This window comes from Massilia sp. IC2-278, from assembly GCF_020708045.1.
GTDB lineage: Bacteria > Pseudomonadota > Gammaproteobacteria > Burkholderiales > Burkholderiaceae_D > Telluria.
Window position 1 is genome coordinate 372,869 of record NZ_JAJFES010000002.1, and the last position, 25,713, is coordinate 398,581.

Annotated in this window: 28 protein-coding genes; 17 read left to right on the forward strand and 11 right to left on the reverse strand. The window is 65.9% G+C overall.

Annotated elements, in window-relative coordinates; translation table 11 throughout:
• The first annotated feature begins 148 nt into the window (after positions 1-148).
• Genes tssE through tssG form a run of 3 tightly spaced genes read left to right on the forward strand, consistent with a single transcriptional unit; the run spans position 149 to position 3,511 of the window.
• A complete protein-coding gene (gene tssE / locus LK540_RS06580; protein ID WP_229436278.1) occupies positions 149-628 on the forward strand; it encodes a type VI secretion system baseplate subunit TssE in 480 nt (159 codons plus the stop codon).
• Position 629: 1 nt separating this feature from the next.
• Positions 630-2,462, forward strand: a complete 1,833-nt coding sequence (gene tssF, locus LK540_RS06585; RefSeq protein WP_229436280.1) for a type VI secretion system baseplate subunit TssF — start codon at positions 630-632, stop codon at positions 2,460-2,462.
• A complete protein-coding gene (gene tssG, locus LK540_RS06590; RefSeq protein ID WP_229436281.1) occupies positions 2,426-3,511 on the forward strand; it encodes a type VI secretion system baseplate subunit TssG in 1,086 nt (361 codons plus the stop codon). Before tssF ends, tssG begins: the two co-directional genes overlap by 37 nt.
• Before the next feature lie 162 nt (positions 3,512-3,673).
• Here tssG and LK540_RS06595 read toward each other — a convergent pair whose 3' ends face one another.
• The 5 genes from LK540_RS06595 to LK540_RS06615 form a co-directional block, all read right to left on the reverse strand.
• On the reverse strand, positions 3,674-4,423 hold the full coding sequence (locus LK540_RS06595; protein WP_229436282.1) for an SDR family oxidoreductase: 750 nt from the start codon (positions 4,421-4,423) through the stop codon (positions 3,674-3,676).
• A 252-nt stretch (positions 4,424-4,675) separates the two neighbouring features.
• Positions 4,676-6,964: a xanthine dehydrogenase family protein molybdopterin-binding subunit gene (locus tag LK540_RS06600; protein ID WP_229436283.1), complete on the reverse strand. Its 2,289-nt coding sequence runs from the start codon at positions 6,962-6,964 to the stop codon at positions 4,676-4,678.
• Positions 6,957-7,988 carry a xanthine dehydrogenase family protein subunit M gene (locus LK540_RS06605; RefSeq protein ID WP_229436284.1) on the reverse strand — a complete coding sequence of 344 codons (1,032 nt, stop codon included), beginning with the start codon at positions 7,986-7,988 and terminating at the stop codon, positions 6,957-6,959. Before LK540_RS06605 ends, LK540_RS06600 begins: the two co-directional genes overlap by 8 nt.
• The gene (locus LK540_RS06610) at positions 7,985-8,509 is read right to left on the reverse strand and encodes a (2Fe-2S)-binding protein (RefSeq protein WP_229436285.1); all 525 of its coding nucleotides are present in this window, start codon (positions 8,507-8,509) and stop codon (positions 7,985-7,987) included. Before LK540_RS06610 ends, LK540_RS06605 begins: the two co-directional genes overlap by 4 nt.
• A 178-nt stretch (positions 8,510-8,687) precedes the next feature.
• The gene (locus LK540_RS06615; RefSeq protein ID WP_229436286.1) at positions 8,688-9,575 is read right to left on the reverse strand and encodes a LysR family transcriptional regulator; all 888 of its coding nucleotides are present in this window, start codon (positions 9,573-9,575) and stop codon (positions 8,688-8,690) included.
• Positions 9,576-9,673: 98 nt separating this feature from the next.
• Here LK540_RS06615 and LK540_RS06620 point away from each other — a divergent pair, with 98 nt between their 5' ends.
• On the forward strand, positions 9,674-10,693 hold the full coding sequence (locus tag LK540_RS06620; RefSeq protein ID WP_229436287.1) for a zinc-binding alcohol dehydrogenase family protein: 1,020 nt from the start codon (positions 9,674-9,676) through the stop codon (positions 10,691-10,693).
• A gap of 124 nt (positions 10,694-10,817) precedes the next feature.
• On the opposite strand, the gene LK540_RS06625 is transcribed toward LK540_RS06620, so the two are convergent.
• A complete protein-coding gene (locus tag LK540_RS06625) occupies positions 10,818-11,465 on the reverse strand; it encodes a DUF6624 domain-containing protein (protein ID WP_229436289.1) in 648 nt (215 codons plus the stop codon).
• Between the two features lie 126 nt (positions 11,466-11,591).
• Between LK540_RS06625 and LK540_RS06630 the strand changes: the two genes are divergently transcribed.
• The 4 genes from LK540_RS06630 to LK540_RS06645 all read left to right on the forward strand — a co-directional run bounded on the left by LK540_RS06630 (position 11,592) and on the right by LK540_RS06645 (position 13,994).
• Positions 11,592-12,221: a histidine phosphatase family protein gene (locus tag LK540_RS06630; protein WP_229436290.1), complete on the forward strand. Its 630-nt coding sequence runs from the start codon at positions 11,592-11,594 to the stop codon at positions 12,219-12,221.
• A gap of 75 nt (positions 12,222-12,296) precedes the next feature.
• Positions 12,297-12,641: a DUF6152 family protein gene (locus LK540_RS06635; protein WP_229436292.1), complete on the forward strand. Its 345-nt coding sequence runs from the start codon at positions 12,297-12,299 to the stop codon at positions 12,639-12,641.
• The gene (locus LK540_RS06640) at positions 12,641-13,126 is read left to right on the forward strand and encodes a DUF6644 family protein (RefSeq protein ID WP_229436293.1); all 486 of its coding nucleotides are present in this window, start codon (positions 12,641-12,643) and stop codon (positions 13,124-13,126) included. Before LK540_RS06635 ends, LK540_RS06640 begins: the two co-directional genes overlap by 1 nt.
• An 88-nt stretch (positions 13,127-13,214) precedes the next feature.
• Positions 13,215-13,994: a glutaminyl-peptide cyclotransferase gene (locus LK540_RS06645; RefSeq protein ID WP_229436294.1), complete on the forward strand. Its 780-nt coding sequence runs from the start codon at positions 13,215-13,217 to the stop codon at positions 13,992-13,994.
• A gap of 14 nt (positions 13,995-14,008) precedes the next feature.
• Here LK540_RS06645 and LK540_RS06650 read toward each other — a convergent pair whose 3' ends face one another.
• The 3 genes from LK540_RS06650 to LK540_RS06660 all read right to left on the reverse strand — a co-directional run bounded on the left by LK540_RS06650 (position 14,009) and on the right by LK540_RS06660 (position 16,848).
• The gene (locus tag LK540_RS06650; RefSeq protein ID WP_229436578.1) at positions 14,009-15,028 is read right to left on the reverse strand and encodes an NAD(P)-dependent alcohol dehydrogenase; all 1,020 of its coding nucleotides are present in this window, start codon (positions 15,026-15,028) and stop codon (positions 14,009-14,011) included.
• A 68-nt stretch (positions 15,029-15,096) separates the two neighbouring features.
• Positions 15,097-15,561, reverse strand: coding sequence for a DUF2269 domain-containing protein (locus LK540_RS06655; RefSeq protein ID WP_229436295.1), 465 nt, complete (start codon positions 15,559-15,561; stop codon positions 15,097-15,099).
• Positions 15,562-16,848: an SDR family oxidoreductase gene (locus LK540_RS06660; protein ID WP_229436296.1), complete on the reverse strand. Its 1,287-nt coding sequence runs from the start codon at positions 16,846-16,848 to the stop codon at positions 15,562-15,564.
• Between the two features lie 37 nt (positions 16,849-16,885).
• Between LK540_RS06660 and LK540_RS06665 the strand changes: the two genes are divergently transcribed.
• Positions 16,886-17,365: a hypothetical protein gene (locus tag LK540_RS06665; RefSeq protein ID WP_229436297.1), complete on the forward strand. Its 480-nt coding sequence runs from the start codon at positions 16,886-16,888 to the stop codon at positions 17,363-17,365.
• Positions 17,366-17,381: 16 nt separating this feature from the next.
• Positions 17,382-17,888, forward strand: a complete 507-nt coding sequence (locus LK540_RS06670) for a hypothetical protein (RefSeq protein ID WP_229436298.1) — start codon at positions 17,382-17,384, stop codon at positions 17,886-17,888.
• A gap of 54 nt (positions 17,889-17,942) precedes the next feature.
• On the opposite strand, the gene LK540_RS06675 is transcribed toward LK540_RS06670, so the two are convergent.
• Positions 17,943-18,887, reverse strand: coding sequence for a DUF808 domain-containing protein (locus LK540_RS06675; RefSeq protein WP_229436299.1), 945 nt, complete (start codon positions 18,885-18,887; stop codon positions 17,943-17,945).
• A gap of 201 nt (positions 18,888-19,088) precedes the next feature.
• On the opposite strand from LK540_RS06675, the gene LK540_RS06680 reads away from it, so the two are divergent.
• From LK540_RS06680 to lipA, 7 genes are all read left to right on the forward strand, one after another.
• Positions 19,089-19,322: a BrnA antitoxin family protein gene (locus LK540_RS06680; RefSeq protein WP_229436300.1), complete on the forward strand. Its 234-nt coding sequence runs from the start codon at positions 19,089-19,091 to the stop codon at positions 19,320-19,322.
• 124 nt (positions 19,323-19,446) lie between these two features.
• Positions 19,447-19,731, forward strand: coding sequence for an HU family DNA-binding protein (locus tag LK540_RS06685; protein ID WP_229436301.1), 285 nt, complete (start codon positions 19,447-19,449; stop codon positions 19,729-19,731).
• Positions 19,732-19,825: 94 nt separating this feature from the next.
• On the forward strand, positions 19,826-20,467 hold the full coding sequence (locus LK540_RS06690) for a LysE family transporter (RefSeq protein ID WP_229436303.1): 642 nt from the start codon (positions 19,826-19,828) through the stop codon (positions 20,465-20,467).
• Between the two features lie 130 nt (positions 20,468-20,597).
• On the forward strand, positions 20,598-22,748 hold the full coding sequence (locus LK540_RS06695; RefSeq protein ID WP_229436305.1) for a DUF6600 domain-containing protein: 2,151 nt from the start codon (positions 20,598-20,600) through the stop codon (positions 22,746-22,748).
• Between the two features lie 120 nt (positions 22,749-22,868).
• Positions 22,869-23,135, forward strand: coding sequence for a DUF493 family protein (locus LK540_RS06700; protein ID WP_229436307.1), 267 nt, complete (start codon positions 22,869-22,871; stop codon positions 23,133-23,135).
• A gap of 82 nt (positions 23,136-23,217) precedes the next feature.
• Positions 23,218-23,931: a lipoyl(octanoyl) transferase LipB gene (gene lipB / locus LK540_RS06705; RefSeq protein WP_229436309.1), complete on the forward strand. Its 714-nt coding sequence runs from the start codon at positions 23,218-23,220 to the stop codon at positions 23,929-23,931.
• On the forward strand, positions 23,928-24,935 hold the full coding sequence (lipA, locus tag LK540_RS06710; RefSeq protein WP_374041329.1) for a lipoyl synthase: 1,008 nt from the start codon (positions 23,928-23,930) through the stop codon (positions 24,933-24,935). The genes lipB and lipA overlap by 4 nt, the downstream gene beginning before the upstream one ends.
• A 151-nt stretch (positions 24,936-25,086) precedes the next feature.
• Here the strand turns inward: lipA and LK540_RS06715 are convergent, their stop codons facing one another.
• Positions 25,087-25,704, reverse strand: a complete 618-nt coding sequence (locus tag LK540_RS06715; protein WP_229436312.1) for a PEP-CTERM sorting domain-containing protein — start codon at positions 25,702-25,704, stop codon at positions 25,087-25,089.
• Positions 25,705-25,713: the final 9 nt, after the last annotated feature.

Sequence of the window (25,713 nt, forward strand, 5' to 3'; positions counted from 1 at the left end):
TCAAGTATTTGTTGATGTGGGCCGAACTTTCCTCAAAGGACAATAACAAGACCAAAAGTTGCGCATGTGAAGTTGCTCAAACGTTGGCGCTGGACGGCGTGGCAACATGCGGTTTGCTCCGCATCGACCACCAGCACGAAGGACGCCAATGAAAGGTTTTACGCCTGGACTATTCGACCGCCTGCTGGGCGTGCCGCTGCGTGGCAACACCCCGCGCGCCCTGCTCGAAGACATGAAGGACATGGTGGCGCGCGACCTCGAAGCCCTGCTGAACACGCGCTCGGTGTTGCCCGACGAGATGCTGGAACCGTATCCGGATTGCGCTAATTCGCTCGTCAGCTACGGGCTGATCGACTTTGCGGACCTGTCGCTGTCGAGCCCGACCGACCGCGCCCACATCTGCGCCTGCATCGAAAGCGTCATTGCCCGCCACGAGCCGCGCCTGAAAAACGTCAAGGCCTCGCTCGAACTGCGCGACGACACGGTGAACCGCCTGAACTTCTCGATCACCGCCCTGCTCGTGATCAGCACCTCGCAGGAATCGGTGAACTTCGACGCAGTGCTGCAACCATCAACGCTGAGCTACAGCATCAGCAAGGCAGGCCGCACCGCGCCTGCGGGAGCCTGATTTGGAACAATTACTGCCGTATTACGAAAGCGAGCTGGGCTACCTGCGCCGCAACTTTCGCGAATTCGCCGAGCGCTACCCGAAGATCGCCGGGCGCCTGTTGATCAGCGGTGAAGTGTGCGAAGACCCGCATACCGAGCGCATGATCGAATCCTTTGCCCTGCTCAATGCCCGCATCGCCAAGCGCCTCGACGACGATTACCCGGAATTCACCGAAGCCCTGTTCGATGTGTTGTATCCGCACTACCTGCGGCCCTTTCCGTCCTGCTCGATCGCCCACCTGGACGCGAGCGCGACGCAAGGCATGGGCACGGTCCCGCGCGGCACCCAACTGGCCACGCGCCAGGTGCGCGGCGGCTCCTGCACCTTCCGCACGGTGTATCCGGTCACCGTGGCGCCGCTTGCATTCAGCACCGCCCGCTTCGACGCCATCATCAGCCCGCCGGAAGCGGTGCGCCTGCCCGCCGGCGTAGGCGCCTGCATCCATCTCGGCCTGTCCGGCGCCTTCGAGCAGATCCGGACCGGCCAGCTGGTGCTGCCCACCCTGCGCGTGTTCATCGACGGCGAGCCGTCGTTCTGCGCGGCCCTGCGCGATGCGCTGTTCATGCGTGGCGCTGCCGCCTGGCTGGAGACCGACAACAACGGACGCTGGATTCCCCTGTCCGCCATGCCGGTCCAGCCCGCCGGCTTCGGGGAAGAAGACGCCCTGATCGATTTCCCGGCGCGCTCGCATGTGGCGTACCGCCTGCTCACCGAGTACTTCTGCTTCCCGGAAAAATTCAACTTTTTCGATATCGACCTGGCCGCGCTGGCGCCGCTGTTGCCCGTGGGCTGCAGGACGCTGACCCTGCACCTGGGTTTGCAGGGCATCCGCCCCGACTCGAATACCGCGCGCATGCTCGGCACCCTGAGCACGAACAATGTCCTGCTCGGCTGCACGCCGGTGATCAATTTGTTCCGCCAGCGCGGCGAGCCGATCCGCCTGACCCATGCCACGGCCAGTTATCCGGTACTGGGCGACGCCCGCCGCGCCTTCGCTTTCGAGGTCTATGCGGTCGATTCGGTGAACCTGGTGCGCCAGACGCCGCAGGGCGAAGCGATCGTCGAGTTCCGTCCGTTTTATTCGCTCAAGCATGCGCAAACGCCGGAACAGCACGGCCATTACTGGGCCATGCGGCGCGACGAGGAGTTAGCCGATAAAAGCCCGGGTTTCGAATCGCAGATCACGATCGTCGACATCGACTTCGACCCGGCCGCGGTCGAGACCGAAACGCTGAACCTGGAACTGACCTGCAGCAACCGCGACCTGCCCTCGCTGCTCGGCTACGGCCAGCCCGGCGGCGATTTATTCTTCGAGGGTGGCGCCAGCACGCGCGGCATCGCCCTCCTGCGCAAACCCACGCCGTCCTGGCGCTTTGCGCGCGGACGCAGCGCCCACTGGCGCCTGATTTCCCATTTGTCGCTGAACCATCTGTCGCTGGCCGATGGCGGCATCGACGCCTTCCGCGAAATGCTGGCGCTGTACGACCTGCCGCGTTCGCCGTCGTCGCAGCGCCAGATCGGCGGCATTGCCGACATCGTGCAGCAGCCGGCCACGGCCTGGCTGTCCGGCAATCCGTTTACTTGCCTGGTGCGCGGCGTGGAAGTGCGCCTGAGCATCGACGAAGAAGCCTTTGTCGGCAGCGGCATCCACGCTTTTGCCCACATCGTCGAACGCTTCCTCTCGCTGTATGTGCATGCCAACAGCTTCACCCAGCTGGTGGTGGTTTCCAACAAAAACGGCCAGGAGCTGCTCAGATGTTTGCCAAGAAGCGGCGATTCGAGCCTGCTGTAATCGAGAAGTTGTTCCGCGAACCCTACCGCTTCGAGTATTTCCAGGCGGTGCGGGTGCTGGAACTCTGGCTCAAGCGCAACGGCATGCCGCGGCAAGGCATGGTGGCCAACTTCCTGCGCTTCCAGAACTCGACCTCGCTGCGCTTTCCGGCCAGCCAGATCGAGGCCATCGCCACCGAACCGCGCGATATCGCACGCGATGCCGCCGCGCTCGGCACGGCCCTGCAAGACGCCACGCTGAAATACGTGCGCATCACGCCGGCCTTCATGGGCCTGCTCGGCGGCACCGGCGTGCTGCCGGTCCATTACACCGAACGCATCGCCGAACACTTGTTCAATGAAAAGGACGAGGGCGCGCGTGCCTTCCTCGACACCTTTTCGAACCGTTCGCTGGCGCTGTTCTATGAAGCCTGGCGCAAGTACCGGCTGGCGCTGAAATACCAGGTCGATGGCCAGGACCATTTCCTGCCGCTGCTGCTGTCCCTGGCCGGCCTGGGCAACAACGCGCTGCGCCAGCGCCTGTCGCGCCGGCAGGACGGCGCCGTGCTGGACGAATCGATCGGCTACTTTGCGGCGTCGATCCGGCACCGGCCGAGTTCGGCGGTGCAGCTGGCGCGCGTGCTGGGCGAGTATTTCGGACATCCGGTGCAAGCCCAGCAATTCGTCGGCCGCTGGTACGAGGTGCCGCTGCCCCAGCAAACCGTGCTCGGCGGTGAGATCGGCGTGCTCGGCATGGATGCAATCGCCGGCGGTCGCGTCTGGCAACGCGATTTGCGCCTGCGCCTGGTCGTCGGACCGCTCGACCATGCCGGTTTCATGGCTTTCCTGCCGGGCGGGCTGGCGGCACGCGCCCTGAAAAGCCTGCTGACCATGTTCACCGGGCTGGCGCTCGAATACGAAGTCGAACTGGTACTGCGCGCTGCCGATGTGCGGCCGGTCACGATCTCGGAACGCGGCCATCCCGGCCGCCTGGGCTGGGACGCCTACCTGGTCGAGGGACCGCAAACGCAGGACCGCAAGGACGTGCATTACGACCTGCTGGGCGGCTGATATCCCCTTCAAATACCGTTAATCGGTAAATCCGGCAGCGGTTTTCAGTCCCTGAATGTAACTGAAACCAAGAGTTAACCACGCCGCATAGAGATATCAGAATGGATGATAATTGCTGAATGAATACGCCGGGCGAAATGGGGTGGGGATAACTCGACAGTTTTACACAATGCCGCCATTCACCCGCAGTGTTTGCCCGTTCACCCATTTGCCTTCCGGACCCACCAAAAACGCCACCGTATTCGCGATGTCTTCCGGCGTACCCAGCCTTTCCAATGGTGCGGCTTTCGCCAGGCGCTCGACCAGCTCGGCCGGTTTCCCGTCCAGGAACAGCTCGGTCGCCGTCGGCCCCGGCGCGACGCACATCACCGAGATGCCCCTGCCGCGCATTTCCTTGGCAAAGATATTGGTGAAGGTCTCGACCGCCGCTTTCGCGCCCGCATACACGGCGTAGCCCGGCATGGCCAGGCCAATCGCGCTGGTCGAGAAGTTGACGATGCGCCCGCCCTGGCGCAGGCGCGTGGCGGCCAGGCGCAGCATGTGGAAGGTGCCGCGCGTGTTGATGGCGAAGATGCGTTCGTACAGCGCGTCGTCGGTGTCGGCCAGCATCGTGGTGCCGGGCTGGATCACGCCGGCGTTGTTGATGACGATGTCGATGGGGCCGAGGGCGGCTTCGGCCTGTTCGAACAGGCGGGTGCAGTCGGCGGCCTGGGAGACGTCGGCCTGGAGGGCGATTGCACGGCCGCCAGCGGTTTCGATTTCCGCCACCACCGCGTCGGCGTCTTGCGAGCGGCTGGCGTAGTTGACGGCGACCGCGTAACCGTCGCGCGCCAGGCGCAGGGCGATGGCGCGGCCGATGCCGCGTGAGGCGCCGGTGACGATGGCGGTTTTGGGGTTGGGTGTGGATGACATGGTGTTGTTTTCGTTTCGTGTGTTTTAAGGATGTGGCGCTGTTGCGTGTTGCGTTCGTGATGTGCGTGATCCGCGTGGGCACGGGGTGCCCACCGTACGGGACACGCTGCGTATCCGGGTTTCGTATGAACTCGCAGATAGCGGTGACCGTAGGGTGGGCCGGGCCACGCTAGGCTCTCGAGCCCACGCGGATTTCGCACACCACGAACGGCACACGCAACAGCGCCCTATCCCATGCGTGCTGCCCTTACGTCACGGCCCGCCCATCAACACCTTGTCCGGCGTGATCGGCGTACTGCGAATCCGCTTGCCGGTCGCGTGGAAGATGGCATTGCTGACCGCCGCCGACACGCTCACCAACCCGATCTCGCCCACGCCCTTGGCACCCAGGCGGCTAACGATACGGTCGTCTTCTTCCACGAAAATCACATCAATATCGTGGATATCCGCATTCACCGCCACGTGGTACTCCGACAAATTGTGGTTCATGAAGCGCCCGAAACGGTGGTCGGTATGGCTTTCCTCGTGCAGCGCCTGGCTGATGCCCCACACCACGCCGCCGACGATCTGGCTGCTCGCCGTCTTGGTATTCATGATGCGTCCTGCAGCGATGGCGCTGACCACGCGCGTGATGCGCACGATGCCGAGCTCCTCGTCCACGCGCGCCTCGACGAATACCGCCGAGTGCACCAGGCGCCGGTACTTGCGCTGCTTGAGCATGTTCGGCAGCATCAGGTACTTTTCCTCAAGCTGGTCGCGGCCGGTGGCGCCGACGATCGAGGCCAGCGAAATCCAGGTGCGTGGATCCTTTTTCAAACGCAGCGCGCCGTCGACGAATTCCACGTCCTTCAAACGCTTGTCGCGGAACGGCGAATCGGCTGCCGATTGCGCATAGCGCAGCAGGGTCTTGCGCAGCTTGTCGCATACGCCCGCCACCGCCGAACCGACGGTCGCCACGTGCGAGGAACCGCCTTCGATCGGCGCCACCGGCAGGGTCGAGTCGCCCAGCTGGAAGGTCACGCGTTCCAGCGGCAGGCCCATCGCTTCCGCGGCAATCGTCGCCATCACGGTATAGGTGCCGGTGCCGATGTCGGTGGCGGCGCTCGACACCACCAGGCGCCCGTCGACATGCATCACGGCGCTGGCGCGCGCGAACATCTGCATCGCATCCCAGACACCGGTGGCCATGCCCCAGCCGATTAGTTCCGACCCCTCGCGCATCGAGCGTGGCTCCAATGGGCGCTGGTCCCAGCCGAATTTTTCCGCACCCTGGCTGTAGCAGGCACGCAGCTCCTTGCTCGAGAAGGGCTTGTCCTCGATGGGGGCGCGCTCGGCGTAGTTCTTCAGGCGCAGCGCCAGCGGGTCCATCTTCAGTTTGTAGGCCAGTTCGTCCATCGCCACTTCGAGCGCATGCATGCCGTGCGCCGCGCCGGGGGCGCGCATGTCGATCGGCGTGTACTGGTCGACGCTGACCAGCTTGTAGCCCAATTTGATGTTGTCGCAGGCGTAGAGCAGGCCCGACCAGTTGACCACGACCTCGACGTAATCCTCGATCTGCGAGGTCTCGGCAATCGCGTCGTGCATGATCGAGCGCAGCGTGCCGTCCTGCTCGGCCGCCAGCTTCACGTACTGCACGGTTTCCGGACGGTGGCCGAAGCTGAACATCTGCTGGCGCGTGAGTGTCACGCGCACCGAGCGTTTCATCTTCAGCGAAGCCATCACCGCCAGCGTCAGCTGGTACTGCGGACGCAGGCCGGAACCGAAGGCGCCGCCGACATATGGGTTGCGCACCGTGACCTTGTTCTTCGACAGGCCGAACACGTGCGACACGTACCAGCGGCTGTTCTGCGAGCTTTGCGTCTTGTCGTAGATGGTCAAGTGGCCGTCTTCGTCGCGGATCACGGTGGAGGCGAACAGCTCTAGCGGATTGTGATGCTCGACGCCGTGGTGGAACTCGGATTCGATGCGTACCGGCGCGGCCTGCCAGGCCTTTTCGGCATCGCCCTTTTCCGGCGGCGGCGGCTCGTAGCCGGCCTTCAGCGGACGCGGTTTGTAGGCCTTGTCCAGGTTCGCCGTCATGCGCGTATCGTGCGCTTCCTCGTGGTAGTGGATGCGCACCAGGGCGGCGCCGCGGCGTGCGGCCTCGAAGGTCTCGGCCAGCACCAGCGCCACCGGCTGGCCGCTGTAGATCACCTGGTCGTCGTAGAACGGACGGAAAGGCGAGCCGGCCGGCGCCGTCATGTCCTTGTAGCTGATGTCGAAGGAGCGCACTTTCGGGCGGTTCAGGTGGCTCATCACCTCGACCACGCCTTCCAGGGCCAGGGCCTCGGTGGCGTCGATGGTGACGATGCGGCCCTTGGCCACGGTGCTGCTCACGACCACGCCATACAGCATGTCGGGGGCGAAGTGTTCGGCGGCGTATCGGGCGTCGCCGGTAACCTTGGCGCGGCCGTCGACGCGCGAGACGGCGGTGCCAGTGCGCACCTGGCCGGTGCCCGGCTCGGCGACGGGTGCGCGTAGATCGTGGATCAAATCAGTCATTGCGCTCTCCGGTATTGGTGACGGTGCCTTCCACCGCCGTTTTCAATGCGCGCACGATGGCGTTGCGCGCCAGGCGGACCTTGAAGTCGTTGTGGCCATGGCCCATGGCGCCTTCGAGCAGCTTGTCGGCCACCTGGCCGAACAGCGCAGGATCGGGCTGCTTGCCTTCCAAAAGCTGCTCGGCCTCTGGCCGGCGCCACGGCTTGTGGGCCACGCCGCCGAGGGCGATGCGCGCGCTTTTGATCGCGCCATCGGCGCCGATGTCCAAGCCCACGGCCACCGACACCAGCGCAAACGCGTACGACAGGCGCTCGCGGATCTTCAGGTAGGCCGAGTGGGCGGCGTAGCGGCTGGCGTCGGGCAGCGAGATGCCGGTGATCAGTTCGTCGGCTTCGAGCACGGTGTCGTACTGCGGCGCGTCGTCGGGCAAGCGGTGGAATTCGGCGAAGGGGATGTCGCGTTTTCCGCGTGCCGACTCCACGTGCACCGTCGCTTCCAGCGCGGCCAGGGCCACGCACATGTCGGACGGATGGGTGGCGATGCAGTGCGGGCTGGTGCCGAGGATGGCGTGCTGGCGGTTCACGCCTTCGAGCGCCGCGCAGCCGGTGTTCGGCTCGCGCTTGTTGCAGGGCGTGCCGACATCGTAGAAGTAGTAGCAGCGGGTACGCTGCAGCAGGTTGCCGCCGTTGCTGGCCATGTTGCGCAGCTGGGGCGAGGCGCCGGCCAGGATCGCGGCCGTGAGCAGCGGATAGCGCTCGCGCACCAGCGGGTGGTAGGCCGTATCGGCATTGCGCGCGGTGGCGCCGAGCAGCAGGCCGCCGTCCTTTTCCTCGATTCGATCCAGCGGCAGGCGGTTGATGTCGACCAGGCGGCCGGACAACATCACGCCTTCCTTCATCAGGTCGAGCAGATTGGTGCCGCCGGCGATGAAGCGCACGGCTTCGCCGGCGAAGCTGGCGTTGCCGGCCACCTCGCCGATGGCCTTCCTGGCGTCGTCCGCCTGGGTAAAGGTGAACGGGTTCATGCCGGCACCGTCCCCGGCACCACTGGGTGTACCGCGTTGTCCATGTCGTCGATGCCGGCGGCCTTGCAGACCGCCATGCGGATCTGCGGGTAGGCGCCGCAGCGGCAGACGTTGCCGCTCATGAGTTCGCGCACGTCGGCGGCCGTCTTCGCCTGCCCTTCCTTTATCAGGCCGATCGCCGAACAGATCTGCCCCGGCGTACAGTACCCGCACTGGAAGGCGTCGTTGTCGACGAAAGCCTGTTGCACCGGGTGCAGCTTGCCGTCTTCGGCCAGGCCTTCGATGGTGGTGATCTCGCGGCCGTTCTGCATCACGGCCAGCGTCATGCAGGAATTGATGCGGCGGCCGTCGACCAGCACGGTGCAGGCGCCGCACTGGCCATGGTCGCAGCCTTTCTTGGAACCGGTGAGTTGGAGGCGCTCGCGCAGCACGTCGAGCAGCGTGACCCAGGCTTGCAGTTCCAGCTGGTGATCGCGGCCGTTGATGCGCAGGGTGAGCGGATGGCGCTCGGGAGCTGGCATGGTGAATCCTTTCTGGATGATGGCAAAAAGCCGCGGCCGCGCCGGTACAGGCTCCGGGCGACAGGCAGCCATGGGGATACGTGATGCATCCCGATGTGGTCATCTTAGTATTATCTTTTGTGTAATTGGCGCACGTTAGCCGGCCTCACCGGCCCTGCCTGCGCCCTGTCACGGCAACTCAGGACAAGTAACTTGCCAGGTCGAACTGATCGATAAATTCCAGCAAGGCGGACAAAGCCGCGGGCCGGTGGCTGCGCCCCGGATACACCGCGTAATAGCTGTTATCGGTAGGCGGATGCTCGGGCAGCACCAGCTGCACGCTGCCGCTTTCCAGCGCATCGCGCACCATGAACCAGGGCAGCAGGGCGATACCGGCGCCGGCGATTGCCAGGCCGCGCAGGGTGTTCAGGTTGTTGGCGCGTAGCGCCGCGCCGAGGGCGGGAATGTGGACGATCCTGCCGTCGCTCTGCAGCGGCCATTCGGGCAGGACGTCGTGCAGCAGCAGCTGGTGGCGGCCCAGGTCCGCCGCTTGCGCCGGCGTGCCGTGCTGCTGCAGGTAGCCGGGAGAGGCCACCAGCACGCGCCGCACCGTGCCCACGCGGCGCGAGACGAAACTCGAGTCGCCCAGCTGCCCGGTGCGCAGGGCCAGGTCGATGCGTTCGGCCACCAGGTCGAGGTGGGCGTCGGTGATCACGCATTCGACGCTCACCGCCGGGTAGCGCGCGTGAAAAGCCGCCAGCAGAGGCGGCAGCAGCAGGATGCCGGAGGCTTCCGGCGCGGTCAGGCGCAGGTTGCCGGCCGGTTCGTCGCGCAGGCGGGAAATGGCGGCGTCGGCGGCGTGGGCCGCATCTAGCATGGTTTCGCAGTGGGTGAGGTAGACCTGGCCGGCCGCCGTCAAGCTCAGGCGGCGCGTGGTCCGGTGCAGCAGGCGCACACCGAGCGCGGTTTCGAGTTCGGCCACGCGCTGGCTGACCGTGGATTTCGGCAGCCCGGTGACGCTGGCAGCCGCCGTGAAGCTGCCGGCATGCGCCACCTGGACGAACAGCGCCATCGCGTCGAGCTTCATTGTCCGTCCCTTTGGATAGTCTTTTCGGATTATAGCGGCTAATCAATACAATCTTTTGTGGCTACACTGGCTTTGTTCAAACCAACAAGGAAACACCCATGAAAGCCATTGCCGCCTTTGCCGCCCTGCCCGCCGACCATCCGAGCGCCCTGCAAGACCTGAACCTGGCCGACCCGGTCGCCAGCGGCCACGATTTGCTGGTCGAAGTGCATGCCGTGTCCGTGAACCCGGTCGACACCAAGGTGCGCCGCGGCCTGCCGGCCGAGGGCCAGTCCGAACCGCGCGTGCTGGGCTGGGATGCCAGCGGCATCGTGCGCGCCGTCGGCCCGAACGTGACCCTGTTCCAGCCGGGCGACCGCGTCTGGTACGCCGGCGCCATCAACCGCGCCGGCAGCAACAGCGAACTGCACCTGGTCGATGAGCGCATCGTCGGCCGCATGCCGGCCTCGCTCGGCTTTGCCGAATCAGCCGCCCTGCCGCTGACCGCGATTACCGCCTGGGAGCTGTTGTTCGACCGTCTCGGCCTGCAGCGCGGCGGCCATGCCGGCGAAAAGCTGCTGGTGGTGGGCGCCGCCGGCGGTGTCGGTTCGATTTTGATCCAGCTGGCGCGCCAGTTGACCGGCATCACGGTGATTGCCACCGCCTCGCGTCCGCAAACCCAGGCCTGGGTGCGCGATCTGGGCGCCCAGCACGTGATCGACCACAGCCAGCCGCTCGATAAAGCCTTGCTGGATGCGGAACTAGGCGAAGTCGACTACGCCATCAGCCTGACCCACACCGACAAGCACTTCGCCGCCCTGGTCAACGCCATCAAACCGCAGGGCAAGCTGGCGCTGATCGACGATCCGGAGCCGATCGACATCCGCCTGCTCAAGCGCAAGAGCATCTCGCTGCACTGGGAACTGATGTTCACCCGCTCGCTGTTCGAGACGGCCGACATCCAGGCCCAGCACGATCTGCTGAACGAGGTGGCGCAACTGGTCGACGCCGGCCGCATCCGCACCACGCTGGCCGAGCACTTCGGCGCCATCAACGCCGCCAACCTGCGCCGCGCCCATGCCTTTATCGAGAGCGGCGCGGCCAGCGGCAAGGTGGTGCTGGAAGGCTTCGGGGAGTGAAATTGGCCGGTTTTTCGGGCGTCTCGCGGGAATTTATGGATGAGGTTTCCGGACCGTTAAAAACCCGCGTTTTACTCGTCATACCGTTTATATGATTTATTCAAAATAAACGGTATAAACGGTATTATTTGTTGGCCTGAAGCGGCGGCATGGCGACCTGGTTTTCGCACCCTTCGTGGATGACCATGACGTTCGCCTGCCTTTCCTGCTCCTCCAGGCCGGGCAGGCCAAGCGTTCGCCGGCGTTCTTCTACACGAGCCCGGTCGTCCATCGGCTGCGGCGTCCAGCGGCAGCCGTCGAGCTGGCGCATCTGGGTGCCGTAGCGCTGCGGCTCTCCTTTGGCGAGGGCGATGCGGTCCAGCAGCTGCGCCAGCACGCGGCCATCCGCTTCGCCGGCGGCCACCGCGCGTTCCAGGTGCGGCGCCGCAGCCTGTTGCAGCGCCAGGCTGTGGCGCACCAGCTGCCAGGCAGCCTCCCCCGCTTTGGCGCCATGGACGGAGCGCAGGGGCCAGCCGCAGCGCGCCAGCAGCGTTTCCAGGCGCATGGCATTGCTGCGCTCGACCAGGGCCAGTTGCGCCCCGCGCCGCGCTTGTCCGCCGTCTTCCGGCGCGGCCAGGTAATCCTGGCGCCCGCGCAGGGCCCCGTCGGCTTCCAGCATGACCTGCACGTCCTCGCCATATCCCGCGCAGGCGGCCGCCGTTTCTTGCGTCTGCGTCTGCGCCTGTGCCGCCCCACCCGCCAGACCCACGCCAACGAGGCAGATCCGCATCATTCTTCGTACCGTCGACGATCGCATGCTGTGTTCTCAAAAAGATAATTTCTAAAGAGTAACACGGCGCGTGCGCTCGTCCGGCGATGGGAGGTTCATAATCGAACCAGCCACCAACGGGAGAGCGTCATGCTGAGTCGGGTCCTTCCTCGCCTGCTGTTTCGTCTGCTGCTCTGCCTGCTGATCTTCTCTCCCACTGCGCACGCTGCCGATGCCGGCGACGAAGCTCTGTGGCAACGCCTGCGCGGCAACGGCGTCATCGTGCTGATGCGCCACGCCGCCACCACGCCCGGCATCGGCGACCCGCCCGGCTTCGAGCTCGGCAAGTGCGCCACCCAGCGCAACCTTTCCGCCGCCGGCCGCGACGACGCCCGCGCCATCGGCGCCGCATTCCGCCATCACAACATCGTGCCCGGCGCCGTCTGGTCCAGCCGCTGGTGCCGCTGCCTGGAAACGGCGCGCCTCGCCTTCGACGGGGTGAAACCCGAACCCGCGCTCGATTCGATGTTCAAACTCGACGAGGCCAGCAGCGCGGCCAGGGTGCGCGACCTCTACAACCGTTTGGAAGAGCGGCGCGGCATGGGGCCGCTGGTGCTGGTCACCCACGACGTGAACATCCGCGCTCTCACCGGGGAATACGTGGCGCAGGGAGAAATGGTGCTCACCGTACTGCGCGACGGCCGCCTGGAAGTCATCGGGCGCCTGAACGCCCACGGCGGCAGGCAGGCCGGGGCCGCCGCGACGACCGGCGCACGATAGACGCCGGCCAGCCGCTTCCGCAGATAACGGACGTACAATCGTGCATCTCATCCTGTCGCGTTCCGGGAGACCCTCATGAAAAAGCGTCTGTTCCTGCTCGCCGCGCTGGCCGCCGCCGGCAGCGCCCTCGCCCACCATGGCTGGAGCGAATACCAGTCCGACAAACCGCTCGACCTGACCGGCACCATCGAACAGGTCGGCTACGAGCAGCCGCACGGCTTCGTGCGCCTGAAAACGGCCGATAAAACCTGGCTGGTGGTGCTGGCCCCGCCGTCGCGCATGGAAAGCCGCGGCCTGCCGCGCGACAAGCTGGTGGCCGGCCAGAAAGCCAGCGTCCACGGTTATCCCCATCGCAGCAAGGGTGACGAACTGCGCGCCGAACGCATCACCATCGAGGGCAAGACCACGGAGCTGCGCTGATGGCGTTCGCGGCGGCGGCGGCCTGGCTGGAAGGGACGCCGCTCTCGCAGGCGATGCGCGGCGATCCCTGGCTGTATCCGGCTGTCGAGATCGTCCACATCTTCGGCTTCGCGGTGCTGGTGGGCAGCGTGGTGCTGTTCGACTTGCGCGTACTCGGCTTTGCGCGCGGCTTGCCGGTGCAGCTTTTGGCGCGCCACCTGCTGCGCTGGGCGGTCGCCGCGTTGCTGTTGATCGTGCCGGCCGGGCTGCTGCTGTTTTCCGCCCATCCCGCCGAGCTGGCGCGCAACCCGGCCTTCCAGTGGAAACTGGCGCTGATCGCCGCTGCCGGCCTGAATGCGCTGGCCTTCCACGTGTTTCCTTATCGCAGCGTGGCGAACTGGGAACGCGAAAAGCCGGCGCCGCCCGCCGCGCGTGCCCACGCGCTGCTGTCTATCCTGCTCTGGCTCGGCGTGATCACCTGCGGGCGGCTGCTGGCTTATTTGTAACTGCGCTGTAGCTGAGCTGTAGCGCCGGCAACAGCGCCCGCGCCTTCATGCTAGAGTGGCCATCCCGACCAGTCTCATCCGGCCCACCATGCTGAAAACCTCCGCCCTCGCCGCCATTCTCGTCACCGCAGTCGCCAGCCACGCAGCCCAGGCGGCGATCCCCGTCTACGGTTTCGTTGTCAAGAACACCTACCCGCACGACCCGCAAGCCTTTACCCAGGGCCTGTTTTTCCGCGACGGCCACCTGTACGAGAGTACCGGCCTGAACGGCCGCTCGACGCTGCGCAAGGTCGAACTCAAGACCGGCAAGGTATTGCAGAAGACCGACCTGCCGGCCGAGGTGTTCGGCGAAGGCTCAACGGCATTCGGCGACAACATCTACGGCCTGACCTGGCAATCGAAGTTCGGCTTCGTGTTCGACGCCAAGACCTTTGCCGTGAAAGGCCGCTTCCCGTACGAGGGCGAAGGCTGGGGCCTGGCCAGCGACGCGAAGCACGTCTACATGAGCGACGGCAGCGCCAGCATCCGCGTGCTGGACCCGAAGAACCTGAAGGAAGTGCGGCGCGTGCAGGTGACGGCCGAGGGCAAGCCGATCGAGTCGCTGAACGAGCTGGAAATCGTCGACGGCGAACTGTATGCCAACGTCTGGGGAACGGACGTGATCGCGCGCATCGACCCGGTGTCGGGCAAGGTGGTCGGCTGGGTCGATCTGCGCAACCTGCTGCCGCCCGCGCAGCGCGGCACCACCTCGGTCGACGCCGTGTTGAACGGCATCGCCTGGGATGGCAAGAGCCGCCGGCTTTACGTCACCGGCAAGTTCTGGCCCAAGTTATTTGAAATCGAGCTGGTCCGCTTCGAAGGCAGATGAGAGGCAGATAAAACCTAAGCCGTGACCGCGATGACGACCTTGCCGAAGTGCGAGCCCGATTCCATGTAGCGGTAGGCTTCCTTTGCCTGGTCGAAGGTGAACACGCGGTCGACCACCGGCTTGATGTCGGTGGTGGCGGCAAAGCGCATCACGTCTTCCAGCATCTTGCGGCTGCCGACGAAAATGCCGACCATGCGCTTGGCGCTAGCCAGCAGCGTGGCCGGGTTGACTTCGCCGCCGAAGCCCGACACGCCGCCGATGATGGCCACGCTGCCGCCCATCGCCGCCGACGCCACCGAGCGGTTCACCGTGCCTTGTCCACCGACTTCCAGCACCACCTCGGCGCCGCGCCCGTGGGTCACGCGCAGCACTTCTTCCTGCCACTCCGGCGTGCTGCGGTAGTTGATGGTGTGGTGGGCGCCCAGTTCGCGCGCGCGCTGCAGCTTCTCGTCGCTCGAGGAGGTGATGATGGTGCGCAGGCCGGCCGCCTTTGCCAGCTGCAGGCCCAGCACCGACACGCCGCCGGTCCCCAGCAGCAGCACGGTGTCGCCCGGCTGGATCGCGTTGCTCGACACGAAGATCGCATTCCAGGCCGTGACACCGGCGCAGGGCATGGTCGACGCCTCCACAAAGCTCAGCTGCGGCGGAATCTTCACCAGCGCGTCTTCGTGCAGGATGACTTCCTCGGCCAGCATGCCGTCGATGTCGCCGCCCAAGGCGTGGCGGATCTTCTCGGGCGCGGTGCGGCCCTCGTGCCAGTGCGGGAAAAAGGAGCCGGCCACGCGGTCGCCCACCTGCAGGCGCGTCACGCCGCTGCCCACGGCCAGCACTTCGCCGGCGCCGTCCGAGCACGGGATGATCGGGTCGTCCACGTTCACCAGGTAATTCCCGCTGGCCACCATCAAATCGCGGTAGTTCAGCGATACCGCATGCACCCGCATCCGTACTTCGCCCGGCGCCAGCTCGCGCTCGGGGTAGTCCACGCACTGCAGTCCGTCGATGTTGCTGCCGGGAAGTATCTGGTAAGCCCGCATCTCGTTCTCCATGGTTGGTCGTCAAAGGCGCGGTTATTCTACTGCGGACGAACCGCAGGGTTCGTTCGCTACATCGGCTTGGCCACCATCAGCCAGAAGATGACGATGAACGCCGCAAACGCCGGCACGCCCAGCGCCACCCAGGTCTTGAAGTAGCGCCAGTACTGCGCCGGCAATGCGGTGTCGTTGCGCACCGCTTCGGCGGACAGGTCGCGCAGCCGCATCTGGATCCAGACCACCGGCAGCCAGCAGGCGCCGGCCAGGACGTAGAGGGCGATCGACCATCTGATCCAGGTGCTGTCCAGCGGGTAGCCGGCCAGGTGGATCATGTAGAAGCCGGTGGCCGGCTGGATGATGGCGGTGGTGGCGGTGAAGACCCAGTCGGCAATGACCACGTTGCGCGCGACCACGGCAATCGCCCGCACGTCGCCGCTGATGTTCGCAAACAGCATGTACCAGGCCGAGCCGATGCCGGTGCCGAACAAGAAGGTCGACGACAGGATGTGCAGCCACTTCACGACAACGTAATCCATTTATTCTTCCTCGAGTTCGTACAGCAGCCAGATGGCCGCCAGCATGGGCAGGTTCTTGGTCAGGGGGCCGTAGGGGTGCAGCAGGAATTCAGGCAGCTTCCACGCTATCACGATCGTGTAGAAGCCGATCAGGCCCAATTGTGCCAGCCACAGGGGGCGCCGCCGCGGCAAAAAGGCGATGCCCACGCCGAGCAGCAAATCGAAGCCGGCCGCGCCGTACAGCATCAAGGGCTGCAAGGATGGCGGGATGCCGGTGCGCGCCAGCAGTTCGTAGCTGGCCTCGACCGGGTACAGGCCGAAGGAAACGATGGCGGTGGCCAGCCACACCGCCACGATGCTCCAGCGTAGCGTAGGCAGCAGCCATGCCAGCTTGGCCAGCGTGCGTTCGGCCTGCGGATCGGTGACGAATTCGCTGATCGGCTTCGGGGCGCGGCCGAGCAGCTGGGTGATGGCCGCCGGGTCGCCGGCATTGCCGCGGTCGAGCATGCGCAGCGCGTCTTCGTCGAGCAGCCCGCCCGGCAGCCAGCGTCCGCATCTCGCCATGGCGCGCGCCAGCGCGCCGGGCAGCGGCAGCACGCGCAGGCGGCCCATGCCCATCCCCTTGCGCAGCGCCGCCAGGTAATCGGTAAAGGAGAGCGCCTGCGGCCCGACCAGGGGCACGCGCTGGGCGGTCATGCCTGGAGAAGGCGGCAGCCGCCCACGCAACAGGCCGAGGATGGCTTCCACCACATCGTCGATGTGTACCGGCTGCACGGGCTGCGGCGCGCTGCCGAAGCGCAGCGCGAACGGCAGGCTGGCCAGGGTCTTGAACATGCGTGCGCTGGCCCCGCCTTTGCCATACACGAGCGAAGGCTGGACGATATACGCCTGCAGGGGCAGCGCCGCCAGGACATCGTCGGCCGCCTTCTTGGTCAGGTGATAAGGGGTATTCGCTTCGCCGTCGGCGCCGAGTGCCGACAGCTGGACGACCATCCGCACCTGCGGCGCGTCGGCGCAGGCGGCGAACAGCGCGCGCGGCGTGTCCAGGTGCAGGCGTTCGAAAGTCTGGCTGCCGGATTCGCGGAAGATGCCGACCAGGTTGATCACGGCGTCGACGCCAATGAGGCGCGCCGCCCATACGGATTTCTCGGTATCGTGGACGAAGTCGGCCTGTACGTAGCGCAGGTGCGGATCGTCGCTGTTTTTGGGGGTGCGCACCGCGCAGAGCACGTCGTGGCCCGCGCGCAGCAGCGCCGGCAGCAAATGCTGTCCGATGAAGCCGCTGGCGCCGGTCAGCAAGATCCGCATGCATTTCCTTTCATTCGATTCAGCGAGGACAACGAAGATGGCAGATTGGACTACATCCCTGGAGCGCGGCCTGGTGTCGGGCGCCGCATCCAGCCTGGTATCGACCGCGGCGCTGGCCCTGGTCGGACGTGGCGAAACGGGCAGCGCCTATGCCCCGACCAACGCTGTCAGCCACTGGATCTGGGGCGACGAAGCCGCCGAACACGACGGCTTTTCGCTGAAATACACCATCACCGGCTACGTCATCCACCACATCAGCGCCACCTTCTGGTCGGTGCTGTTCGAGCACCTGGCCGGCGAAAAGCTCGACCGCAAGGACCTGCGCGTGACGCTTGCCACCTCGGCCGCCACGTCGGCGCTTGCCTGCTTTGCCGACTACAAGCTCACGCCCCAGCGCCTGCAGCCGGGCTACGAAAAACGCCTGTCGAAGAAATCGCTGGCCGGCGTGTACGCCGCGTTTGCCGTCGGCATGGCAATCGGCGCGATTGTCCTGCGCCGCAACCGCCCACCAGTCTAGAGCAGGCAGGGAAAACGTGCCGCCCTTTGTCTATGTGCTGATGTTGCATGGTGTGCTCGGCTTCATCGACATCATCGTGAACCACGAGCTGCTCGAAAAACTGCCCGCGCGCGGCGATTCTTCGCACGAGGAAGGCCTGCACGCGGTGCGCGAGACCATCTTCGCCTGCCTGTTCGCCTCGCTCGCCTGGTTCGAGTGGCACGGGGTGCTGGTGTGGTGGATCGCCGGGCTGCTGCTGTGCGAAGTGTGCGTGTCGTCCTGGGACGTGATCGTGGAAGGCGACACGCGCGTGCTGCCGGTGTCCGAGCGCGTGCTGCACCTGCTGATGTTCGTGAACCTGGGGATCACCATCACGTTGGTGGCGCATGCGCTGCTCTGGTGGCATGGCGGGCCGGCGCAGCTGGTGCGCGTGGATTACGGATGGGCGAGCTGGGTGCTGACGGCGATGTCGGTGCTGTCGGCGATCTGGGCGGTGCGGGATGGGGTGGCGGCGATGCGCCGGAGGGATGTGGCTGCGGTGTAATTGGTGGGTTCTCGAACCCACCATTCCTGCGCCCGCTCAATCGAACCCCAACGATCAATGCGCCGGCACCGCCTTCTTCCCGCGCAGCTTGTTCACCACCGTCACCACCAGCAGCACCAGCGCGCCGACGATCACACCCGCCAGCGCATCGATCACGGTCGGCGTGATCGCGCCCAGCACGTTGCCGACGCCCGGCACCGTGGCCATGCGTTCGGCCGATTCCAGCGCGAAGTGGTGCAGCGGTTCCCAGTTGTGGCCGATGATGCCGCCGCCGACCATGAACATGGCGGCGGTGCCGACGATGGTCAGCAGTTTCATCAGGCGCGGGGCGGCGGCCAGCAGCATGCGGCCCAGGCCGCGCGCGAAGCCGCTCGTCTTCTTGCTTAGGTACAGGCCGGCGTCGTCGAGCTTGACGATGCCCGCCACCAGGCCGTACACGCCGATCGTCATCACCAGCGCAATGATCACCAGCACCGCCAGCTGCTGGCTGACCGGCATCTTCGACACCTCGCCCAGCGAAATCACGATGATTTCGGCCGAAAGGATGAAGTCGGTGCGGATCGCACCCTTGATCTTGTCCTTCTCCACCGCACACAGGTCGACCTGGCTGGCGGCCAGCGCCGTCGCCAGGCGTTCCTCGTTGGCCGCGTCTTCCTCGGGGCTGTGCAGGAATTTGTGGGCCAGCTTTTCGAAGCCTTCGAAGCAGAGGAAGGCGCCGCCGATCATCAGCAGCGGAATGATGGCCCAGGGAATGAACGCGGAGATCAGCAGCGCCGCCGGTACCAGGATCGCCTTGTTCACCAGCGAACCCTTGGCCACCGCCCACACTACCGGCAGTTCGCGCTCGGCGTGCACGCCGCTCACCTGCTGGGCGTTCAGGGCCAGGTCGTCGCCGAGCACGCCGGCGGTCTTCTTCGCCGCCACCTTGCTCATCAGCGTCACATCGTCCAGCACGCTGGCGATATCGTCTAGTAATGCCAGCAAACTGCCTGCAGCCATGAACCTACTCCCAAGATGTCAATATGGCAGCATCTTAACCGAGGGCAGGTCGCGCGGGCACACGGTTCAGCGCGTTTTTCTTGCATTTCAGGCCCGGAAAACTGCAACTCGTCGCTTTCGCCGGTATTTCGTGCCGGGCATACGTATAGTCCATCGTCAAAGCTGCGCCACGGCAGCTTCGCCCAGACGAAGGAGACCTCGATGAACCCGACCATGACCCCAGCCGTATCTCAACCAGTACACCAGGCCGCCGCGCCGGTGCGCCGCACCCGTCCGCCGAAACGCAAGACCCGCATCACCATCTACCTCGACGACGAGGTGCTCAACGAGTTCCGCACCCTGTCGGAACGCTCGGGCACCGGTTACCAGACGCTGATCAACGCGGCGCTGCGTACCCGCCTGGCGAATGCCAAGCCGGAAGCCGGGCTGCTCTGATTTCGCAGAACGCCCGTATTTCCAGCCACGCCGGGAAACGCGGCCGTCGCGCACGGCCGTGTGAAAGATTACAGCTGAGAATTTTTTATGCTAATCTTTCCGCTCTTTCAACCCCGGAGGCACCATGAAAAAAGGCGAACTGGTCGCTGAATTTGCCAAGCGTACCGAAATGTCCGGTACCGCGGCCAACAGCGCGGTCAACACCATCATCGAGATCATCACCGAACGTCTGAAAAAAGGCGACACCGTCGGTATCACCGGCTTCGGCACCTTCTCGGTGACCAAGCGCGCAGCCCGCAAAGGCCGCAACCCGGCAACCGGCGAAGTCATCAAGATCGCCGCGTCGAAAACCCCGCGTTTCGCTGCCGGTGCGACCCTGAAGGCCGCCGTCAATCCGCGCAAGAAGTAATCCCGTCTTTCCCACGGCAGGCGCGGCGGCCCACGTCCCCGCGCCGGCTGTGTCAGTATTCCCGTTCTTCCTCTTTTCCCTTCCGAGTTCCTCCATGTCTTTCGCCACCTGGTTTGCCTTCGTCATTGCCGGCACTGTCATCGCCATTTCGCCGGGATCGGGCGCCGTGCTGTCGATGTCGCACGGGCTCGCCTATGGCGTGAAGAAAGCCAGCGCCACCGTGCTCGGTTTGCAGCTGGGCCTGATCATGGTGCTGGCCATTGCCGGCGCCGGCGTCGGCTCGCTGCTGCTGGCCTCGGAAACCGCCTTCACCGTGGTGAAGGTGATCGGCGCGCTGTACCTGATTTATCTCGGCATCTCGCAGATGCGTTCGAAGGCGGAAGCGGGTCCCACGGCCAGCGCCGCCGGCCTGGCCGCCCATCCGCCCTTCAAAAAGCGCGTGCTGACCGGTTTCCTGACCAACGCCACCAATCCGAAAGGCATCATCTTCATGGTTGCGGTGCTGCCGCAGTTCATTTCCAAGGATGCGCCGCTGCTGCCGCAGTTGCTGATCCTGGGCGTGACCATGGTCACCATCGACAGCCTTGTCATGCATGGCTACGCCTTTTTGGCGTCGTCGATGCAGCGCCTGTTCCGCGATGCGCGTGCGATGCGTATCCAGAACCGGTTCTTTGGCGCAGTGCTGGTCGTCGTCGGTTCCATGCTGTTCTTCGTGAAGCGAGCTGGAGCGAACTAAGCGTTTGGCACAGGCGGTGTATGTTTCGCTCATGCACAAGTTGAAACCGTCTGTAACCCGTGTTGTCCGCGTGTCTTCGCGTGCGTTGTAATCAGGTAGACGTCTTCCGTCCCCACCCCTGGAGCCTTCGATGAAACCACGCTTTCTGATGAAAAACGCTGCGCTCCTGGCGCTCGCGCTTAGTTCCGCCCTGACTTCCACGCTGGCGCTGGCCGACGATCCGCCGGCCCAGGTCGGGCGCATCGCGCTCACCCAGGGCCAGGTCAGCATCAGCGCCGGGCAAGGGGACGCCGCCAGCACCGCCCTGGTCAACTGGCCTGTCACTTCCAGCAACACCGTCACCACGGCGCCGGGCGCGCGCACCGAGCTGCGCGTGGGGTCGAGCGCGATCCGCCTCGACGGCGACTCCAGCCTCGACGTGATCCAGCTCGACGACGACAACCTGCGCCTGCGCCTGCACTACGGCAGCGTCAACATCCGCATCGTGAATCCCGAGGTGCTGGGCGGCTTCGAGCTGTCCACGCCCCAGGGCCGGGTACTGATGCAGGAAGCGGGCCGCCTGCGCGTGGACGCCGAACTGGCCGCCGACACCAGCAGCATCAACGTGTTCGACGGCGTGGCCGTCGTCGAAGGCGGCGGCGAGCGCCTGACCGTGCGCGCCGGCCGCCGCGCCGACATCACCGGGCCCGACCTGCGCACCGCCCAGGCCGTGCGCGATGCCTTCGACGACTGGGCGCTGGAGCGCGACCGCCAGGCCGATTCGGCCCTCGCCACGCGCTACATCCCGCGCGAAATGACGGGCTACGAAGACCTCGACCGCTACGGCAGCTGGAGCAGCGACAGCGAATACGGCACGCTCTGGATACCGTCGGTGTCGTCGACCTGGGTGCCCTACCGCGACGGGCGCTGGACCTGGATCGCTCCCTGGGGCTGGACCTGGGTCGACAATGCGCCCTGGGGCTATGCGCCCTTCCACTATGGCCGCTGGGTGCAGGTGAATCGGCGCTGGGCCTGGGCGCCTGGCCACCACGAGCGCCGCCCGGTGTGGGCGCCGGCCCTGGTCGGCTGGGTCGGCGGCGCCGGCTGGAATGTGAATTTCAATTCGCGTCCCTCGGCCGGGCAAGGCTGGTATCCGCTGGCGCCGCACGAGCGCTTCGTGCCCGGCTACCGCCTGTCGGACGATCATTTGCGGCGCCTGGCCTGGCAAGCCGCGCGCGGGCGCGACGCCAAGCATGACGGCAAGAAGCGCGATTACCGGCGCGAGGGCCTGACCGTGGTGCCGCAGGACCGCTTCAACGGGCGCCGCGAAGTGGTGGTGCCGCGCGAGCCGCGCGCCACGCCGCCGGCCAACTGGGCGCGTGCGCCGGTGGCGCTGCCGCCGACGCCGCCGGTGAAGTTCGGCAGCATCGGCCAGGGCGCGAACGTGCGCGATGCGGCCCGCGCCGTCGCCGAGGATGCCGCCCGCGCCGCCGGCCGCAACGACGGACGCGGCGATGGACGCGGAAATGAGCGCCGCGACTGGAACCGCGACGGACGTCCCGATGCGCGCCCGGATGGCCGTCCCGATTATGCGGGGCGCAGCCAGCCGGCCGCCGTTCCGGCAAGCCCGGCAGTGCCGACGGCGCCGGCCGCGAGCCCCCTGCCGGCGCCGCCCCAGGCGGCCGTGATCGGCAGCAGCGTGCCCGTGATCGTCGGCGGTGGCCGCGAGCGCGACCGCGACGACCGTGTGTACCAGGATTTGCGCGCCCGGTCCGAGGACGGACGCCGCAACCGCTACCAGCAGCGCGCCGAAAACGAGGCCCAGGTCCCGCGTTCGGCCGTGCCGGTACTCAGCGGCCAGCCGGCGCCGGTGATGAGCGCCCCGCCTGCGCCGCAGCGCAACTGGTCGCGCGATGTGCAGCGCGATGTGCAAAGGGACGCGCAGCGAGATGCGCAGAGAGATGCACAGCGCGAAGCACAGCGGGAAGCGCAAAGGGAAACAGCGCGCGAGGTCCACAGGGAGTCGCCGCGCTTCGGCAGCGCCGGCGCCATGGAAGCGGCGGCTGCCGCCGCAGCGGCGCGTGCCCAGCAACAGGCGCGTCCGGTGCCGGCCGCCATCTCCGCACCGCCGTCGCGCGCCATGCCTTCGCCTCCGCCAGCTCCGGCCCCAGCCATCGCGGCGCCTGCGCCCTCCCCGGCGCCGTCCGCAGCTCCGGAACGCCGTCACGCACCCGCAGCCCAGCCAAGGAATGCCGACGATGGCGGCGGCCGCCGCGGCCCGGCACGCCAGATGGAGCGCTGACCACCATCCGGGCCGGCCCGCGTGCCGGCCTTTTTTCGCCTGCGCCCGGGCCAATCGCAACCGGATGACACGCCGGCTGCGCGCTTTGGCTACAATGTGCTTTTGCACAGGAATTGAACAATGGACCCGAAAGAATCCCTCATCGAATACCCGAGCGACTTCCCGATCAAGGTGATGGGCCCGACGCACGACGCCTTTGCCGCCACCATCGTGGAAGTGGTCACCGGTTTCGACCCGACCTTCCACCATGGCCGCATGGAAGTGCGTCCCTCCGGCAAGGGCAACTACACCGGCCTGACCTGCATCGTGCGCGCCACCAGCCGCGAGCAGCTCGACGACATCTACCGCACCCTGTCGTCGCACCCGATGGTCAAGATCGTTCTGTAACGAAACACTGTCCGAGGCCCCGGCAATGCCGGGGGCACTGGCATATAATGTCGGGGCTGTCACCATCCCTGACCAGACTCCCATGCATCCGACCCGTCCCGCCAGCCCGCTCATCCGCGAGCTCGGCCGCGCCGACTACGAACCGACCTTTGCCGCCATGCGCGCGTTCACCGATGCGCGCACGCCCGACACGCCTGATGAGCTCTGGGTCGTCGAGCACCCGCCGGTGTTCACCCTGGGCCTGGGCGCCGACCGCGCGCACCTGCTGAATGGACCGGGCGTCCCGGCGCACGACATCCCCGTGGTGCAGACCGACCGCGGCGGCGAAGTCACCTACCACGGCCCCGGCCAGGTCGTGATCTACCTGCTGATGGACCTGCGCCGCAACAAGCCGGGCGGTAAATTGTATGCCCGACAATTTGTGGCAAAAATCGAACAGGCGGTCATCGAGGTGCTGGCGGCGTATAATCTCGGGGGCGAACGCGTGGCCGGCGCGCCCGGCATCTATATCGCGCAAGGCCCGCGCCGCGGCGCCAAGATCGCCGCCCTCGGCCTGAAAGTGCGCGGCAATGGCTGCACCTACCACGGCGTCTCGCTGAACGTGGCGATGGACCTGGCGCCGTTCTCGTGGATCAATCCCTGCGGCTACTCGGGCCTGGCCACCGTCGACATGCGCACCATGGGCGTCGAGGCGCCCCTCGCCGACGTGCAGCAAGCCCTGGCGCGCGAACTGGTACGCCAGCTGGCCGCCGATCCTGCCGAACCGAACAATTCAATTGAGCCCCTGCGGGCATGAGCGACATGACTACCGAAACCGATACCGTCCTGAATCCTGCCAGCACTCCCGCCTACAATGCCAGCGACAAGCAGAAGGGCGCCAGCAAGACCTCGCGCATCCCGATCAAGATCGTGCCGATTGCCGACGCCGAGCGACTGAAGAAGCCGGACTGGATCCGCGTCAAGGCCGCTACCGCGTCCTCGCGTTTCTACGAAATCAAGGACATCCTGCGCGCGAACAACCTGGTCACCGTCTGCGAGGAAGCCAGCTGCCCGAACATCGGCGAATGCTTCGGCAAGGGCACGGCCACCTTCATGATCATGGGCGACAAGTGCACGCGCCGCTGCCCGTTCTGCGACGTCGGCCACGGCCGTCCTGATCCGCTGGACGTGAACGAGCCGGGCAACCTGGCCAAGACCATCGCCGACCTGCGTCTGTCGTACGTCGTGATCACCTCGGTCGACCGCGACGACCTGCGCGACGGCGGCGCCGGCCACTTCGTCGAGTGCATCACCAAGACCCGCGCCCTGTCGCCGAACACCAAGATCGAAGTGCTGGTGCCGGACTTCCGCGGCCGCCTGGAAAAGGCGCTGAACATCTTCGCCGACGGCTTGCCGGACGTGATGAACCACAACCTGGAAACCGTGCCGCGCCTGTACAAGGAAGCGCGTCCGGGCGCTGACTACAAGCATTCGCTGGTGCTGCTGCGCGACTTCAAGAAGCTGTACCCGAACGCGGTCACCAAGTCGGGCATCATGGTCGGCCTGGGCGAGAACGACGAAGAGATCCTGCAAGTGATGCGCGACATGCGCGAGCACGACATCGACATGCTGACCATCGGCCAGTACCTGGCGCCGTCGAACTCGCACCTGCCGGTGCGCCGCTACGTGCACCCGGACCAATTTAAAAAGTTCGAGGAAGCGGCCTATGAGATGGGCTTCGTGCATGCGGCCGTCGGCGCGATGGTGCGCTCGTCGTACCACGCGGACCAGCAGGCGCATAACGCGGGTGTGGCAGCCTGACCAGCCGCAGTGCCGTCGAGCGGTGGGTTCGAGAACCCACCCTACCGGCTGAAACGCATGACGTAGGGTGGGTTCTCGAACCCACCATTGCATTCACGACCCTGAACGAAAATGGCCTCCGAGGAGGCCATTTTTCATGGGGCAGCTGCTTTTACTTCTGCTTGCGGCGGCGTGCCGCACCTGCACCCAGCAGGCCCAGGCCGAGCAAGGCCAGCGATGCCGGCTCCGGCACTTCACCCACCGCAGCAATGCCGACACCGCGTTCCGATTCCAGTGCGCCCTTGCCCAGGCTCAGGATGCCGATGCCGGTGCGGGTGTTGTAGTTCCAGTCGGCGCTGACGTAGCCGTAGCTGCCGCTGCGCGTCATGAAGCCGAGGTAGCGGTCGTTGAAGGATGCTTCCCAGCCGCTGGCCGCCCAGCCTTCGTACAGGGCATAGGCCCAGCCGTTCGGGTCGGTATTTTCGCCGATGCTGCCGTCGCCGATGATGTCGCCCCGGTTGAACAGCTTGAGCGCATTGCCTTCGGTGGTGGCAAAGATGCCGCCGCCGAGCAGGGCCAGGCTCAGATCGTCGCTCGAGCAGTCGGGGTCGAGGTCGATCCCGCCGCCGTTGGGGAACAGGCTGACGGTTTCAACCGCACCGCAGTCGCCGTAGTCGGCCTGGGCACGGCCCTGCATGATGCTGGTGTCCACCGTGAACGTGACCGGCGCCGCGCTGGCAGCAACGCTGGCCAGGGCGAGCATGGAAGCAAGAAGTGTCTTTTTCAGCATGATAGATAT